Source organism: Mesorhizobium sp. M4B.F.Ca.ET.058.02.1.1 (genome assembly GCF_003952505.1).
Taxonomy (GTDB): domain Bacteria; phylum Pseudomonadota; class Alphaproteobacteria; order Rhizobiales; family Rhizobiaceae; genus Mesorhizobium.
On the sequence record NZ_CP034450.1, the window covers coordinates 2539103 to 2553351 of the forward strand.

At 64.9% G+C, this 14249-nt stretch carries 10 protein-coding genes; 6 read left to right on the forward strand and 4 right to left on the reverse strand.

Annotation, left to right across the window (positions count from 1 at the left end; translation table 11 throughout):
* Positions 1-102 precede the first annotated feature (102 nt).
* Entirely contained in the window at positions 103-1743 is a 1641-nt protein-coding gene (locus EJ073_RS12790; RefSeq protein ID WP_126056056.1) for an acyl-CoA synthetase, read from the reverse strand.
* Between the two features lie 202 nt (positions 1744-1945).
* Between EJ073_RS12790 and EJ073_RS12795 the strand changes: the two genes are divergently transcribed.
* From EJ073_RS12795 to EJ073_RS12810, 4 genes are all read left to right on the forward strand, one after another.
* Positions 1946-2911 carry a sugar-binding transcriptional regulator gene (locus EJ073_RS12795; protein WP_126056057.1) on the forward strand — a complete coding sequence of 322 codons (966 nt, stop codon included), beginning with the start codon at positions 1946-1948 and terminating at the stop codon, positions 2909-2911.
* A gap of 91 nt (positions 2912-3002) precedes the next feature.
* Positions 3003-5057, forward strand: coding sequence for a bifunctional aldolase/short-chain dehydrogenase (locus EJ073_RS12800; RefSeq protein ID WP_126056058.1), 2055 nt, complete (start codon positions 3003-3005; stop codon positions 5055-5057).
* A 264-nt stretch (positions 5058-5321) separates the two neighbouring features.
* Positions 5322-6392 carry a D-alanine--D-alanine ligase family protein gene (locus EJ073_RS12805; protein ID WP_126056059.1) on the forward strand — a complete coding sequence of 357 codons (1071 nt, stop codon included), beginning with the start codon at positions 5322-5324 and terminating at the stop codon, positions 6390-6392.
* A 207-nt stretch (positions 6393-6599) separates the two neighbouring features.
* Positions 6600-7790, forward strand: coding sequence for an integrase core domain-containing protein (locus tag EJ073_RS12810; RefSeq protein WP_126056060.1), 1191 nt, complete (start codon positions 6600-6602; stop codon positions 7788-7790).
* A gap of 268 nt (positions 7791-8058) precedes the next feature.
* Here EJ073_RS12810 and EJ073_RS12815 read toward each other — a convergent pair whose 3' ends face one another.
* The 3 genes from EJ073_RS12815 to EJ073_RS12825 form a co-directional block, all read right to left on the reverse strand.
* Positions 8059-9111 carry a substrate-binding domain-containing protein gene (locus EJ073_RS12815; protein ID WP_126056061.1) on the reverse strand — a complete coding sequence of 351 codons (1053 nt, stop codon included), beginning with the start codon at positions 9109-9111 and terminating at the stop codon, positions 8059-8061.
* A gap of 33 nt (positions 9112-9144) precedes the next feature.
* Positions 9145-10140, reverse strand: coding sequence for an ABC transporter permease (locus tag EJ073_RS12820; RefSeq protein ID WP_126056062.1), 996 nt, complete (start codon positions 10138-10140; stop codon positions 9145-9147).
* A 66-nt stretch (positions 10141-10206) separates the two neighbouring features.
* Positions 10207-11718, reverse strand: coding sequence for a sugar ABC transporter ATP-binding protein (locus EJ073_RS12825; RefSeq protein ID WP_126056063.1), 1512 nt, complete (start codon positions 11716-11718; stop codon positions 10207-10209).
* Positions 11719-11854: 136 nt separating this feature from the next.
* On the opposite strand from EJ073_RS12825, the gene mtnK reads away from it, so the two are divergent.
* Positions 11855-13129: an S-methyl-5-thioribose kinase gene (mtnK, locus tag EJ073_RS12830; RefSeq protein WP_126059195.1), complete on the forward strand. Its 1275-nt coding sequence runs from the start codon at positions 11855-11857 to the stop codon at positions 13127-13129.
* The gene (gene mtnA / locus EJ073_RS12835; protein WP_126056064.1) at positions 13126-14220 is read left to right on the forward strand and encodes an S-methyl-5-thioribose-1-phosphate isomerase; all 1095 of its coding nucleotides are present in this window, start codon (positions 13126-13128) and stop codon (positions 14218-14220) included. Before mtnK ends, mtnA begins: the two co-directional genes overlap by 4 nt.
* Positions 14221-14249 lie beyond the last annotated feature (29 nt).

Here is a 14249-nt window from a genome sequence, read left to right on the forward strand (position 1 = left end):
AGGGCTATTCTCGACCGCCGCAGCACGGCCGCAAGATCACGGCATGGACCCCAGGGTTTCCGCAACGTCGCTCCGCGACTGCTTCACCCTAGGATGACGAACTCAGAGGCCCTTCGCCATTTCCCGCAGCCGGAACTTCTGGATCTTCCCGGTCGATGTCTTCGGGATTTCCGCAAACACCACTGCCTTCGGCACCTTGAAGCGGGCGATCAAAGTGCGGCAATGGTCGATGATCTCGGCCTCGGTCGCGCTCTTGCCGGGCTTCAGCTCGACATAGGCGACCGGCACCTCGCCCCATTTGTCATCGGACTTCGCAACGACGCCGCAGGAGGCGACGGCGGCATGTTTGTAGAGCGCGTCCTCGACCTCGATCGAGGAGATGTTCTCGCCGCCGGAAATGATGATGTCCTTGGAGCGATCCTTGAGCTGGATGTAGCCGTCCGGATGCATGACGCCGAGATCGCCTGAGTGGAACCAGCCGCCGGCGAAGGCCTCGTCAGTCGCCTTCCTGTTCTTCAGATAGCCCTTCATGACGATGTTGCCGCGGAACATGACCTCGCCGATGGTCTCGCCGTCGGCCGGGGTTTCCGTCATCGTCTGGGGATCCATCACAGTCAGGCCTTCGAGCGAAGCATAGCGCACGCCCTGGCGCGCCTTCTTCGCCGTGCGCGGTCCCTTCTCCAGTTCGTCCCACTCATTGTGCCATTCGTTGACGACAGCCGGCCCGTAGGTCTCGGTCAGGCCGTAGAGATGGGTGACGGCGAAGCCGGCATCGGCCATGCCTGACAGCACGGCCTCCGGCGGCGGCGCGGCCGCCGTGTTGAAGGTGACGGTTTGCGGAAACTGCCGCTTGTCCTCGTCCCTGGCGTTGATCAGCACCGACATCACGATCGGCGCGCCGCACAGATGGGTGACGCCGTGATCGGCAATGGCGTCGTAGATCGGCTTCGGCCGCACCCAGCGCAGGCAGACATGGGTGCCGGCCTGAACGGCCAGCGTCCACGGGAAACACCAGCCGTTGCAGTGGAACATCGGCAGCGTCCACAGATAGACCGCGTGCTTGGCCATGCCGGCATGGATGGTGTTGGTGTAGGCCATCAGCGCTGCGCCGCGATGGTGGTAGACGACGCCTTTGGGATTGCCCGTGGTGCCCGATGTGTAGTTGAGCGAGATGGCGTCCCACTCGTCATCCGGCATCGACCAGGCGAAAGCCTCATCGCCGCCCGCGACGAACTCCTCATAGTCGAGCGTGCCGATCCGCTCGCCCTTCGGATAGGGCGCGTCGGCGGCGTAATCGGGATCGTCATAATCGATGACCAATGGCTTGGCCTTGGCCAATGCCAACGCCTGGCTGACCACGCCGGAGAATTCGCGATCGACGATCAGGACCTTGGTCTCGGCGTGGTCGAGTTGGAATGCAATGACGGCGGCGTCGAGCCTCGTGTTCAGCGAATGCAGCACCGCCCTGGTCATCGGCACGCCGAAATGCGCCTCCAGCATCGGTGGCGTGTTCGACAGCATCACCGTCACCGTATCGCCCTTGCCGATGCCGCGCTTGGCCAGCGCCGAAGCGAGTCTCAGCGAGCGCCGCCAGAAATCGCGATAGGTGATGCGCTGATTGCCATGGATGATGGCGACATGATCGGGATAGGTTTTTGCCGCCCGCTCAAGATAGGTGAGCGGCGTCAGCGGCTGATGGTTGGCGGCGTTCCTGTCGAGATCCTGTTCATAGGGATTGCTCATCCCGTCCTCCCGCTGCGCAAGCTGTAATGTTGCATGATCGACTTCTAATCACAGGCTCCGCGCTTCGTCACCACCAACGATGCCACGACAGGGGGCATTTGGCACAATGGTGATCTAGATTCAGCCGGCGAAAGGGAAACGCATACCTCCACTCGGTTTGACTTTTGTCGAGAGCCGTGAATAATGTCAGCGAGGAGATGGCATGGCAATCCGACCGGCAGAACAGCTTATCCACAAGGCCGCCTGGCTTTACTATGCGCATGGCCTGCGCCAGGACGAAGTGGCGAACCAGCTGAAGATTTCACGCGCGTCGGTCGCCATGTATCTGCGCAAGGCGCGCGAGACCGGCATCGTCAACATCTCGACCTCGACCCAGCTGTTCACCGATGACGTCATGGCGCGGAAGCTGGAAGACGCGCTGGAGCTCGACGCCGTCTGGATCGCGCCGGAAAACGCCTATGTCGTCGATCCGTCGACCGACATCGCGGTGCTGGCGGCCAGCGTCTTTCTCGAGCTGGTGAAAAAGGGCGACCGCATCGGCGTCGCCTGGGGCCGCACCGTCTACACCATCGCCGACATCATGTCCTTCGCCGACCTGCAGGACGTGACCGTGGTGCAGCTCTGCGGCAACCTCGGCGCGCCCTACTCCTACCGGCCCGACCAGTGCACGATGGAGATCGCGCGGCGGCTCAATGCCAAGGGGCTGAACTTCTACGCGCCGCTGGTGCTGTCGACGGAAGATCTGGCGCGCGCCCTGCGCGCCGAGCCTGTGATCCGCGAACAACTGGCCGGCATCAGCGATTGCAGCCTCGCGCTGTTTTCCGTCGGCACCGTCGACGCCGACAGCCATGTCGTCAAATGCGGCGCGCTGACGGTGAGCGAAATGGAAATGCTGCGCAACGCCGGCGCCGCCGGCGTGATCGCCGGACAGATCATCGACGCCGGCGGCAAGGCGCTCGACTGCAGCTACAACCGCCGGGTCATCTCCGCCGAGCTCGGCTCGCTCGGCGCCATCGAAAAGCGGCTGATGGTGGTGCAGGAGGACAGCAAATTCGAGCCGCTGCTTGCCGCGCTCGCCGGCGGACTCTGCACGCATCTGGTGGTCGGCGCGCGCATGGCGCAGCGGCTGCTGGACCATGCCCGAGCGGTGACCAAGAAGGCTTCCTAGACAAACAATCCTCGCCGCCGGCGCATTGTCATCAAAGCGTCGCGGCATTCCTGTTCACAGCAATCAAAGACATGAAAGCGGACGAAGCGAAATGAAGAACCTGTGGAATGACGGCGACGCGGAAAAGATGGTTGCCGACTATGCCAAGAAGGGCGTCGGCCGCGACCTCGCGCTGCGCGTCTATACGACCCGGCTGCTCGGCGGCGAGCCGCGGCTGGTGCTGCATGGCGGCGGCAACACGTCGTGCAAGATCAAAGCCACGGATCTCGTCGGCGACGAGTGGGACGTGCTCTGCGTCAAGGGCAGCGGCTGGGACATGGCCGTCATCGAGCCGCAAGGCCTGCCGGCGGTTAAGATGGGCGCGCTGCTCAAGGCGCGCGCGCTGGAGAGGCTCTCCGACGAAGACATGGTGGCGCTGCAGCGCGCCAACCTCATCGACCCCGGCTCGCCCAATCCCTCGGTCGAAACGCTGCTGCACGCCTTCCTGCCGCACAAATTCGTAGACCACACGCATTCGACCGCCGTCCTCGCCATTGTCGACCAGGAAGACAGCAAGGCGCTGGTTGGAAAAGTGTTCGGCGAAAAGATGGGCTACGTGCCCTACATCATGCCGGGCTTCGACCTGGCGAAGGCGGCGGGCGACGTTTTCGATGCCGACCCCAGCGTCGAGGGCCTGATCCTCGACAAGCACGGCATCTTCACCTTCGGCGACGATGCCAGACAGGCCTACGACCGGATGATCCATCATGTGACCGTCGCCGAGGAGTATGTCGCGAAGAACGGCAAGCCGAAGACGGCAAAGGCGGCCCTGCCGGCTCGACTTGCCAAGCCGGCCGACATCGCGCCCGCGCTGCGCGGCGCGGTGGCGGTGGCGCGCGGCGAAGGCCGCTTCGATCGCATGATCAGCGACTTCCGCACCTCCGATGCGATCGTCGATTTCATCAATTCGGCTGACATCGCCGACTATGCCGGGCGCGGTGTCTCGACGCCGGATCTCTCGATCCGCATCAAGACCGGTCCGATGGCGGTGCCGGCGCCGGACGCCGACAAGATCGGCGACTACAAGGCGGTCGTCCGCGGCCATGTCGAGACCTTCGCCAAGGACTATCGCGCCTATTTCGAGACCAATGACGCACTGGACGACGTCAAGCGGACCATGCTCGATCCGATGCCGCGCCTGACCTTGGTGCCAGGCCTCGGCATGTTCGGCCACGGCCGCACGCTGAAGGAGGCCAGGATCGCCTCCGACGTCGGCGAGATGTGGATCGAGGCGGTGCGCGGCGCCGAGGCCGTCGGCCATTTCCACCCGCTGTCCAAGGCCGATCTCTTCCCGCTCGAATACTGGTCGCTGGAACAGGCCAAGCTCGCCTCCAACAAGCCGAAGCCGCTGACCGGCCAGGTGGTGCTGGTGACCGGCGGCGCCGGCGCGATCGGCGCGGCGACGGCGAAGCTGTTCGCCGACAATGGCGCACATGCCGTCATCGTCGACCTCGATGCGGCCAAGGCCGCGGAAGCGGCGAAGAGGGCCGGCAACGGCTCGATCGGCGTCGGCGCCGACATCACCAATCCGGCCGAACTGCGTGCCGCCTTCGACCGGGCAGTCGCCGTCTATGGCGGCCTCGACATCCTCGTCTCCAATGCGGGCGCGGCCTGGGAAGGCCGCATCGGCGAGCTCGACGACGCTACGCTGCGCAAGAGCTTCGAGCTCAATTTCTTCGCCCACCAGTCGGCGGCGCAGAACGCCGTGCGCATCATGCTGGAACAGGGCACCGGCGGCGTGCTTTTGTTCAACACGTCCAAGCAGGCGATCAACCCGGGGCCGAAGTTCGGCGCCTATGGCATACCGAAGGCGGCGACGCTGTTTTTGTCGAGGCAATATGCGCTGGACTACGGCGCGCAGGGCATCCGCTCGAACGCAGTCAATGCCGACCGCATCCGCTCGGGTCTGTTGACCGACGCCATGATCGCCAGCCGCTCGGGCGCGCGCGGCGTGTCGGAGAAGGAATACATGTCCGGCAATCTGCTCGGCCAGGAAGTGACGGCCGAGGACGTGGCGCAGGCCTTCCTGCACCAGGCGCTGGCCGATCGAACCACCGCCGATGTGACGACGGTCGACGGCGGCAACATCGCCGCGGCGCTGCGGTAGGCAACCTGCCATGGACCCCTACTGTCATGCAGGGGTTCATAGGGGAACGCTGGCGCCGCCCCTCATCCGCCTGCCGGTGTCCTCTCCACGTATAGTGACGGGGAGAGGGACGCTGTCGCCGACGGTTTCGCCAATCACCAGTTGAGGGGCGGCAGCGACTTTAGCGACCTCGCCACCACGACTTGAAAACTGTCGTCGTCGGAAGCGATTGCCGAAATTCCGCTTCAATCTATTCCTTGAACCGCTTGCAAGGTGGAGACGTTCATGGCCGCGAACAGACTGCGTATTGCCGTGCTCTTTGGCGGGCGTTCGGCCGAGCATGACGTTTCGATGCTTTCGGCGACCAATGTCATGCGCGCGCTGGCGCCGGCGAAATATGATGCGGTTCCGATCTTCGTCAGCCGCGAAGGAAAATGGCTGCTCAGCCGTTTCGAGGACGGCACGCTGTCGGCACCTTCGGGCGACACGGAGATTTGCCTGGTGCCGGGCGGACACGGGCGGATGCTGGCGATCCCGGCCGAGGGCGCGCCCTACGCGCTGCCAGATATCGATATCCTGTTTCCCGTCCTGCACGGCCTGCACGGCGAGGACGGCGCGGTGCAGGGGCTGGCGGAAGTGGCGCAGGTGCCGCTCGCCGGCTGCGGCATCCTGGGCTCCGCGACTGCGCTCGACAAGGACATCGCCAAGCGGCTGCTGAAAGCTGCCGGCCTACCAGTCGCGCGGTCGGTTACCATCGTTCCCGACGCGACGCCCGCCTTTGCGGAAGTCGCGAGTGCGCTCGGGCTGCCGGTCTTCATCAAGCCGGCGCGCCAGGGCTCGTCGGTCGGCGTCAGCAAGGTCTCCAGCGAAAGCGATTACCAGACCGCACTCGCCGAAGGGTTCAAGCACGATGGCAAGCTGCTGGCGGAAGAGTTCATCCGCGGCCGCGAAATCGAATGCAGCGTGCTGGAGGACGCAAAGGGCGGATTGTTCGTCTCCCGCCCCGGCGAGATCGTGCCGGCCGAGAGCCATGGCTTCTACAGCTATGACGCCAAGTACATCGATAAGGATGGGGCGGCGCTGAAGGTGCCGGCCGAACTGCCGCTGGAGATCGAGCAAGCCATGCGCGACATGGCCGCAAAGGCCTTCCGCGCGCTCGGCTGCGACGCCATGGCCCGCGTCGATTTCTTCGTGACGCCGGGCATGGGCTTCGTCGTCAACGAGCTCAACACCATTCCCGGCTTCACCGACATCAGCATGTACGCCAAGGCGATGGCGGCGAGCGGCGTCAGCTATCCGGAAGTCATCGACCGGCTGGTGGCGCATGGGTTGGCGCGCGCCGGAAGAGTGGGCTGAGAGCGGGCTGCAAGCAGGAGAGCGGCCCTGGATGCCACTCTCTTCCGAGCACGAAAGAGGTCGCGTTGGCTAGAACGGTCTCAAGCAAGACGGTTTCTCCCCGTATAGTGACGGGGAGAAAGACAGCTTGTCCGAACCGGATAGATAGGTAACAGAATGGACCGATTGCATAGGTGACAGTTTTCTCCCTCGCCGGAGGACCCGGCGATGGTTTGGCGAGAGACTGGCATCATGGACGAGCGGCTTCGTTTTGTAGTGGATTGCCTTTCTGGCGAAGAGACGATGAGCGAGCTTTGTGCGGCCTACGGAATTTCGCGCAAGATCGGCTATAAATGGCTGGGTCGCTACCGGGAGTTTGGCCCGGAAGGTTTGCACGATCGGCCGCGAGCGCCGCTCAATCATGGCCGTGCGACAGCCCTTGATCTTGTCGAGCGGATCGTGGCGGCGAAGGAGACGCATCCGCTGTGGGGGCCCAAGAAGATCGTGGCGCGGCTCAAGCGCGCGGCTCCCGACTTGATCTGGCCGTCGGCCTCGACGGCAGGCGCTATCCTTGCACGGCATGGGCTTGTCAGCGCCCGCAAGCGGACCCGGCTGCGGGCCTGCGGCAATGGACCTTGGCCGGAGCCGCAAGGGCCGAACGCGGTGTGGACCGGCGATCACAAGGGCTGGTTCCGGACCCGTGACGGGTGGCGTTGCGAACCGTTGACGGTGATGGATGCGTCGAGCCGCTACTTGCTGGCGCTCGAAGCGACCGGCTCGACGGCGGATGCCGAGGCCTGGCCGGTATTCGAGCGGCTGTTTGAGGAGCATGGCCTGCCGGACCGGTTCCGAAGCGACAATGGCCCGCCCTTCGCGTCGGCCGGTGTCACCGGGCTGACACCGCTTGCGGTGCGCTTCATCAAACTCGGCATCGCCCTGGAGCGGATCGCGCCCGGCAAACCCCAGCAGAACGGGCGCCACGAGCGCTTTCATCTGACCCTGTTGCCGCTGGCCGAGGCACCGGAGGCCGACAGGGCGGCCCAGGGCCACGCCTTCGAGGCCTTCCGGCGCAGCTACAATGAAGAACGTCCCCATGAGGCGCTAGGCATGGACACTCCAGCCCAGCATTACAGATCCTCCCGGCGCGCCATGCCGACGATGCCGCCCGAGCCTGATTATCCGGCCGAGGCCGCGGTCCGTCATGTACGCCACAATGGCGAGATCAGGTGGAACGGCGGCTTCGTCTATGTCTCGCAGGCACTGGTTGGTGAAGCTGTCGCGGCCGCCCAAACCGAGGATGGTCAATGGGCTCTTTCCTTCCATGCACACCAGCTCGGCATCATCGACACAAGGCGTATGACGCCTGTCCGCTGCAGCGCCGCGCTAACCAATCCGCTTGGCGCTGCAGCGGACAAATAGGGGGAGAACTGTTACCTATGTATCCGGTTCAAACTGTTACCCATCTATCGGCTGGACACCTTCGCCGGCGATTTCGCCAACCATAAACGTTGCAGAAAATTGCGCTGCGGGCGCGGCCAGCTCTCTTCTCCCCGTTTACGGGGAGAAGGTGCCGGCAGGCGGATGAGGGGCGGCGCCAACGTTGCTAATGTCGCCAAAAGCGTGCAGCAGTTGGGAGTCGGAAGCGCGTCGCATCAATGCCATCAGAGGCGACGCGCCTAGACCAGAACTACTTGGCGTTCGGGTTCGGCATCCAGGCCGGCATGGCGACATCGGCATGGGCGAACTGCGGCAGCTTGGCCGACAGGTCCTCCATGTTCTTGATGTCCTTGTCGACGAGCTCCTTCTGGGTGATCAGCGTCGGCGGCACGATGACGTTGTGGCCGGGATCCTCGCCGGCGAGCAGTTGCGCCAGCGCGCGCACCGAGACCTGGCCGACGACGGCCGGGTTGGTGGCTGCGGTGGCGGCCCAGGCGCTGTCCGGCTCGCGCATCGCGGAGATGTCAGAGGTCGAGATGTCGGCCGAGTAGATCTTGACGGCCTTGTTCAGACCCGCCTCGTCGACGGCGATCTTCACCCCCTTGGCGAATTCGTCATAGGGGGCGAACATTACCTTTATGTCGGGATGCGCCGACAGCACCGAGCGTGCCTGGTTGGCGACGGAGTTGGCAATCGGGTTGTCGAGCGTGCCGAACATGGCGACCTCGTTGATGCCCGTATGCTTCTTCTTCACGTCGACCCAGGTCTCGTTGCGGCGGTCGAGCGGCGCGATGCCGGCGACGTAGACATAGCCGGCCGTCCAGCTGTCGCCATTGTCCGTGACCGCCTGCTCTAGCGCGAGACGGGCAAGGTCGCGGTCGGACTGCTCGATCTGCGGGATCTTCGGGTTCTCGACATTGACGTCGAAAGCGACGACCTTGATGCCGGCGTCGACCGCGCGCTGCGCGGCATCCTTCATCGATTCCGTCAGGCCGTGCTGGATGATGATGCCCTGCACGCCGAGCGCGATGGCCTGGTCGACCATGTCGGCCTGAAGGGCGGCGTCCTGGCGGCTGTCGAGCACGCGCAGGTCGACGCCAAGCGCCTTGGCCTGCGCCTCGACGCCCGAGAGATAGGCCTGGAAGAAGTCGCCGGTCGACAGATAGCGCACCAGCGCGATCTTGACGCCGGGCTTGTCGAACGGCGCCGGTCTGTCGGCGGCAAGAGCCGGGACCTGCATCAGCATCGTGGCGCCCGCAAGCCCGAGCGCCACCTTCCCCAGAAGTCTTCTTGTGATGTTCATGTCGTTTTCCTCCACTGTTTTGACCGGTCGAACCTATCTCCCGCCCCTGCCGGAAAGGGCGAAGGTGAAGACAAGGGCGACGACGAGAACGCCGCCCTTGACGAAATCCTGCGTGTAGTAGGGCGCGTTCATCATCGTCAGGCCCTGTAGCAGTACCCCTACGAAGACCGCGCCGACGGCCGTGCCGAAGGCGTTTGGCTTGGCCGCGCCAAGCACCGCGTAGCCGATGAGCGCGGCCGCCACCGCGTCGAGCAGCAGATTGTTGCCTGAGGCAATGTCGCCACGGCCAAGCCGGGCGGCGAGCAGGATGCCGCCGATCGCGGCAAAGACGCCCGAAATGACATAGGCCCAGATCTTGTAAGCCTTGACCGGCGCGCCGGCGAGTTCGGCCGCGCGCTCATTGCTGCCGACGGCATACATCATGCGGCCGAAGCGCGTGTATTCGAGGAAGAACCAGATCAGCAGCGCCAGCACAATCAGCACCACGACCGACACCGGAACGAGGTTGGGCACGAAGAAATCGAAGCGATGGCGTCCGAGCGCCAGGAAGGCTTCGCCGAACTTGCCGTTGGCGACCGAGCCGTCGGGCATGGTCATGCCGGTGGCGATCGAGCGGCCTTCGGTTGGGATGCGCTGCAGGCCGACGAGCAGGAACATCATGCCGAGCGTGGCGAGCAGGTCGGGCACCCGCATGTAGACGATCAGCCAGCCGTTGATCAGGCCGACGGCGGCGCCGATCAGCAGGCAGACGACGACCGCGACGACGGCGTTCTGTTCCAGCACCACCATGACATAGGCGGCCGCCATCATGGCGCTGGTGGCCACCGAGCCGATCGACAGGTCGAAGCCGCCGACCACCAAGGTAGCCGTGACGCCGAGCGCCAGCACGCCAGTGATGGCGACGGACTGGAAGATGAAGACCGCGCTCTGCGGCGACACGAAACCGTCGGCGGCGACCGCGAAATAGGCGATGAGACCGAACAGAAGGACGATGAAGCCGTAGCGGATGGCATGGTCACGCAACATCATGCAGCGCTCTCCGGCGCCGTTGCCATGTCAGTCCAACGCATCCCTGCTCCATTCCTGTCCATGATCTCACGCCGCGCTGTGCAGCGGGCCGCCCGCCACTTCGGCAAGCAGCCGCTCGAGATCGATGTCTTCGTTCCTGTGTTCGCCGACGATCGTCTGCTCCGACATGACCAGGATGCGGTCGGCCGTCTCCAGCGCCTCGTCGAGCTCAGTGACGAAGAGCAGCGTGGCGCGGCCGTCGGCGCTCGCTCGGAGCTTGGCGGCGATGTCGCGCCGGGCCGAGATGTCGACGCCCTGAAACGGTTCGTCGAGGATGAACAGTTTTGCATCCTGCGACATCCAGCGGCCGACCATCACCTTCTGCTGATTGCCGCCCGAAAGTGCGGAAAGCTCATCCTTCTCCGAACGGCAGACGATGGCGAGCTCGTCGATCTGCCGGCGTGCGACGATGCGTTCGGCGCGCCGCTTCATGATGCCGAAGCCTGACATGCGCTTGAGGAACGGCAGGCTGATGTTGCGCTCGATGTTGAAGCCGCCGACGATGCCGCTGGTGACGCGGTCCTTGGCAACAAGGAAAACGCCGGCCGCGATCGCCTCGCCTGCCGATGCCGGCGCATAGGGCTTGCCGTCCATGGTCATGGTTCCGGACAGCGGCCGGCGCACACCGAACAGGGTTTCGGCCAGCGCCGTCTTGCCGACGCCGACCAAGCCGGTGATCGCGACCACCTCGCCGGCGCCGAGCGTCATCGAGATCGGCTTCGACCCTTGCGCGATCCGCAGGCCTTCCGTGTTGAAGACAGCGCGCGCCGAGCTTCTCGCGACCACCAGGTCGAGATGGATCTTGCGGCCGAGCATGGCGTTGACGGCGCCCTCATAGTCGAGCGGCTTGGTGTCGAACAGGCCGCTCACCACGCCGTCGCGCATCGAGACGATGCGGTCGGCGAGCCGGCGGATGTCGGACATGCGATGCGAGATGTAGAGGATCGCCACCGCTTGCTCGCGCAGCCGGTCGATGAGCTGGAACAGCCGGTCGGCCTCGGCGCTGGACAGCGACGAGGTCGGCTCGTCGAGGATCAGCACTTTCGGCCGGTGCGCCATGGCCCGCGCGATCGCCACCATCTGCCGGTCTGCCAGCGAGAGATCGCTGACCCGGGCCTTGAGGTCGATGGCGAGCCCCATGCGATCGGCGACGGCCCTGGCCTCGCGGCGCACCCGGCCGGCATTGAAGAAGGTCGGCACGCCGCTGCCGCTCAGGCGGTCCAGCGTCAGATTGGTGGCGACGTCGAGGTCGGCGACGACGCCGTCATTGATGTTCTGATGCACGGTGACGACGCCGGCGCGGATCGCCTCGGCCGGCGTGTTCGGCGCGAAGTCCTCGCCGGCGAGATGCATCGTGCCGCCGCCGAGCTCGTAGACGCCGCTGACGATCTTGACCAGGGTGGATTTGCCGGCGCCGTTGGCGCCCATCAGCACGGTGACTTCGCCCGCATGCAAGTCGAGCGAGATGCCGCCAAGCACCTCGATATGGCCAAAGGACTTCCTTAGGCCGTCCACGCGGAACACGGCACCAGTGCCCATTCATTCCTCCCTGACCCCGACGCTATGGGCTATATCGGCAATTGTCAACACGATTGACAATTGCCAGCATGCTTCCTAGCTTGGCCCCGCCGCCATGCCTCCTTTATGTTCGGAGCGCATAAGCGAGAGGATGATGATGACGCAGAAACTGCCGTTCGAAGCACTATCGGTCGAAACGCTGCCGGCGCGCCTCGGCGCCAATGAGGCCGTCACCGCGCAGATCGGCAAGGATGCCCGGCGCTGGAAGGTGCGTGAGGTCGGCGACGGCAATCTCAACCTGGTGTTTATCGTCGAGGGCGACGAAGGCGCGGTCGTCGTCAAGCAGGCCCTGCCCTATGTGCGGCTGGTCGGCGACAGCTGGCCGCTGCCGCTGAAGCGCTCCTTCTTCGAGTATCACGCGCTGACCAGGCAGGAGCGCCGAGCGCCCGGCTCGGTGCCGTCGATCCACCATTTCGACGAGGCCCAGGCGCTGATCGTCATGGAATATCTGGCGCCGCCGCACATCATCCTGCGGCGGGCGCTGATCGAAGGCCGGCAACTGCCGAACATCGCCCGCGACATCGGCCTGTTCATGGCCCGCACCCTGTTCCGCGGCTCCGACCTGCATATGCCGACCAAGGACCGCAAAGCCGATTTGGCGCTGTTCGCCGACAATGTCGAGCTATGCGGCATCACCGAGGACCTGGTGTTCACCGATCCCTATTTCGACGCCAAGCTGAACCGGCATACGTCGCCGCAGCTCGACGGCCTGGTCGCCGAGCTGCGCGCCGACCGCGACCTCAAGGTCGAGGCGCAGCGGCTGAAACATCTGTTCGCCGCCAACGCCGAGACGCTCTTGCATGGCGACCTGCATTCCGGCTCGATCATGGTCACCGATACCGAAACCCGGATGATCGATCCGGAGTTCGCCTTCTATGGCCCGATCGCCTTCGACGTTGGCATGCTGCTCGCCAATTTCTGGATGTCATTCTTCTCGCAGCGCGGCCATGAAGACAAAGGCAGGCGCGACGCCATGCGCGCCTACCTGCTCGGGGTCACCGACGAAACCTGGGCCGTGTTCCGCGCCGAGTTCTCGCATCTGTGGCGGACCGAGCGCACCGGCATGCTCTACCACAGAAGCCTGTTCGAGGATCAAGGCGATCTGCTCGGCGCCGAGCAGGCGCTCGACCACATGCTGCACTCGATCTGGACCGACCTGCTCGGCTTTGCCGGCATCGAGGTGCACCGGCGCATCCTCGGCCTCGCCCACAATGCCGATTTCGATGCCATTGCCGATCAGGATCTGCGCGCCACATGCGAAGCAAAGGCACTGAAGTTCGGCCGCCATCTCGCCGTCAACCGGCGCCAGATTTACAGCATCGACGAGGTCAACAGCCTGGCCGCGCTGATCGAACAGGAGAGCAGCCTTTGAACGTCGGCGACCGCCACTACCGCACCATCTGGCTGAGCGATGACGGCCGCTCGGTCGAGATCATCGACCAGCGCTGGCTGCCGCATGAGTTCCGCATCGAGACGATCGGCACCGTTGCCGGTATCGCCACCGCGATCCGCGACATGTGGGTGCGCGGCGCGCCGCTGATCGGCGTCACCGCCGCCTATGGCGTCGCCATCCAGATGGAAAACGACCCGTCGGATGCGGCGCTCGACGCCGTCTGGGAGACACTGCACGCGACACGCCCGACGGCGATCAACCTGCGCTGGGCGCTTGACGAGATGCGGCGGGTTCTGAAGCCGCTGCCGCCGGCCGAGCGGGCCGGGGCCGCCTATCGGCGCGCCGCCGAGATCGCGGACGAGGATGTCGGGCTGAACCGCGCCATCGGCGAGAACGGGCTTGCCATCATCAAGCAAATCGCGGCGCGAAAAGCACCGGGAGAGACGGTCAACATCCTGACCCATTGCAACGCCGGCTGGCTGGCGACGGTCGATTACGGCACCGCAACCGCGCCAATATATCTGGCAACCGAGGCCGGCATTCCGGTCCATGTCTATGTCGACGAGACCAGGCCGCGCAATCAGGGCGCCCAGCTGACCGCCTGGGAGATGGCCGGCCACGGCGTGCCGCACACGCTGATCGTCGACAATGCCGGCGGCCATCTGATGCAGCGTCGCCAGATCGACATGGTGATCGTCGGCACCGACCGCACCACCGCGGACGGCGACGTCTGCAACAAGATCGGCACCTATCTCAAGGCGCTCGCCGCTTCCGACAACGACGTGCCGTTCTATGTCGCGCTGCCCTCTCCGACCATCGACTGGACGGTGGGCGACGGGCTTGCGGAAATCCCGATCGAGGAGCGCTCCGGCGACGAGGTGTCGCTGGTCTGGGGCAAGAACGCCAAGGGCGAGATCGCGCAGGTGCGCGTCTCGCCGGAAGCGACGCCCGCGGCAAACCCGGCCTTCGACGTCACGCCGGCGCGGCTTGTCACCGGCCTGATCACCGAGCGCGGGGTCGCCAAGGCCTCGCGCGAGGGGCTGAAGGCGATGTTCCCGGAGCGTGGTTAGCCACAAGGAGGAAGATTGGCAGCTGCGGC

Coding starts and splice junctions, on each gene's coding strand:
- EJ073_RS12790 (WP_126056056.1), bottom strand. CDS start 1,743: ATGAGCAATCCCTATGAACAGGATCTCGACAGGAACGCCGCCAACCAT.
- EJ073_RS12795 (WP_126056057.1), top strand. CDS start 1,946: ATGGCAATCCGACCGGCAGAACAGCTTATCCACAAGGCCGCCTGGCTT.
- EJ073_RS12800 (WP_126056058.1), top strand. CDS start 3,003: ATGAAGAACCTGTGGAATGACGGCGACGCGGAAAAGATGGTTGCCGAC.
- EJ073_RS12805 (WP_126056059.1), top strand. CDS start 5,322: ATGGCCGCGAACAGACTGCGTATTGCCGTGCTCTTTGGCGGGCGTTCG.
- EJ073_RS12810 (WP_126056060.1), top strand. CDS start 6,600: ATGGTTTGGCGAGAGACTGGCATCATGGACGAGCGGCTTCGTTTTGTA.
- EJ073_RS12815 (WP_126056061.1), bottom strand. CDS start 9,111: ATGAACATCACAAGAAGACTTCTGGGGAAGGTGGCGCTCGGGCTTGCG.
- EJ073_RS12820 (WP_126056062.1), bottom strand. CDS start 10,140: ATGATGTTGCGTGACCATGCCATCCGCTACGGCTTCATCGTCCTTCTG.
- EJ073_RS12825 (WP_126056063.1), bottom strand. CDS start 11,718: ATGGGCACTGGTGCCGTGTTCCGCGTGGACGGCCTAAGGAAGTCCTTT.
- mtnK (WP_126059195.1), top strand. CDS start 11,855: ATGACGCAGAAACTGCCGTTCGAAGCACTATCGGTCGAAACGCTGCCG.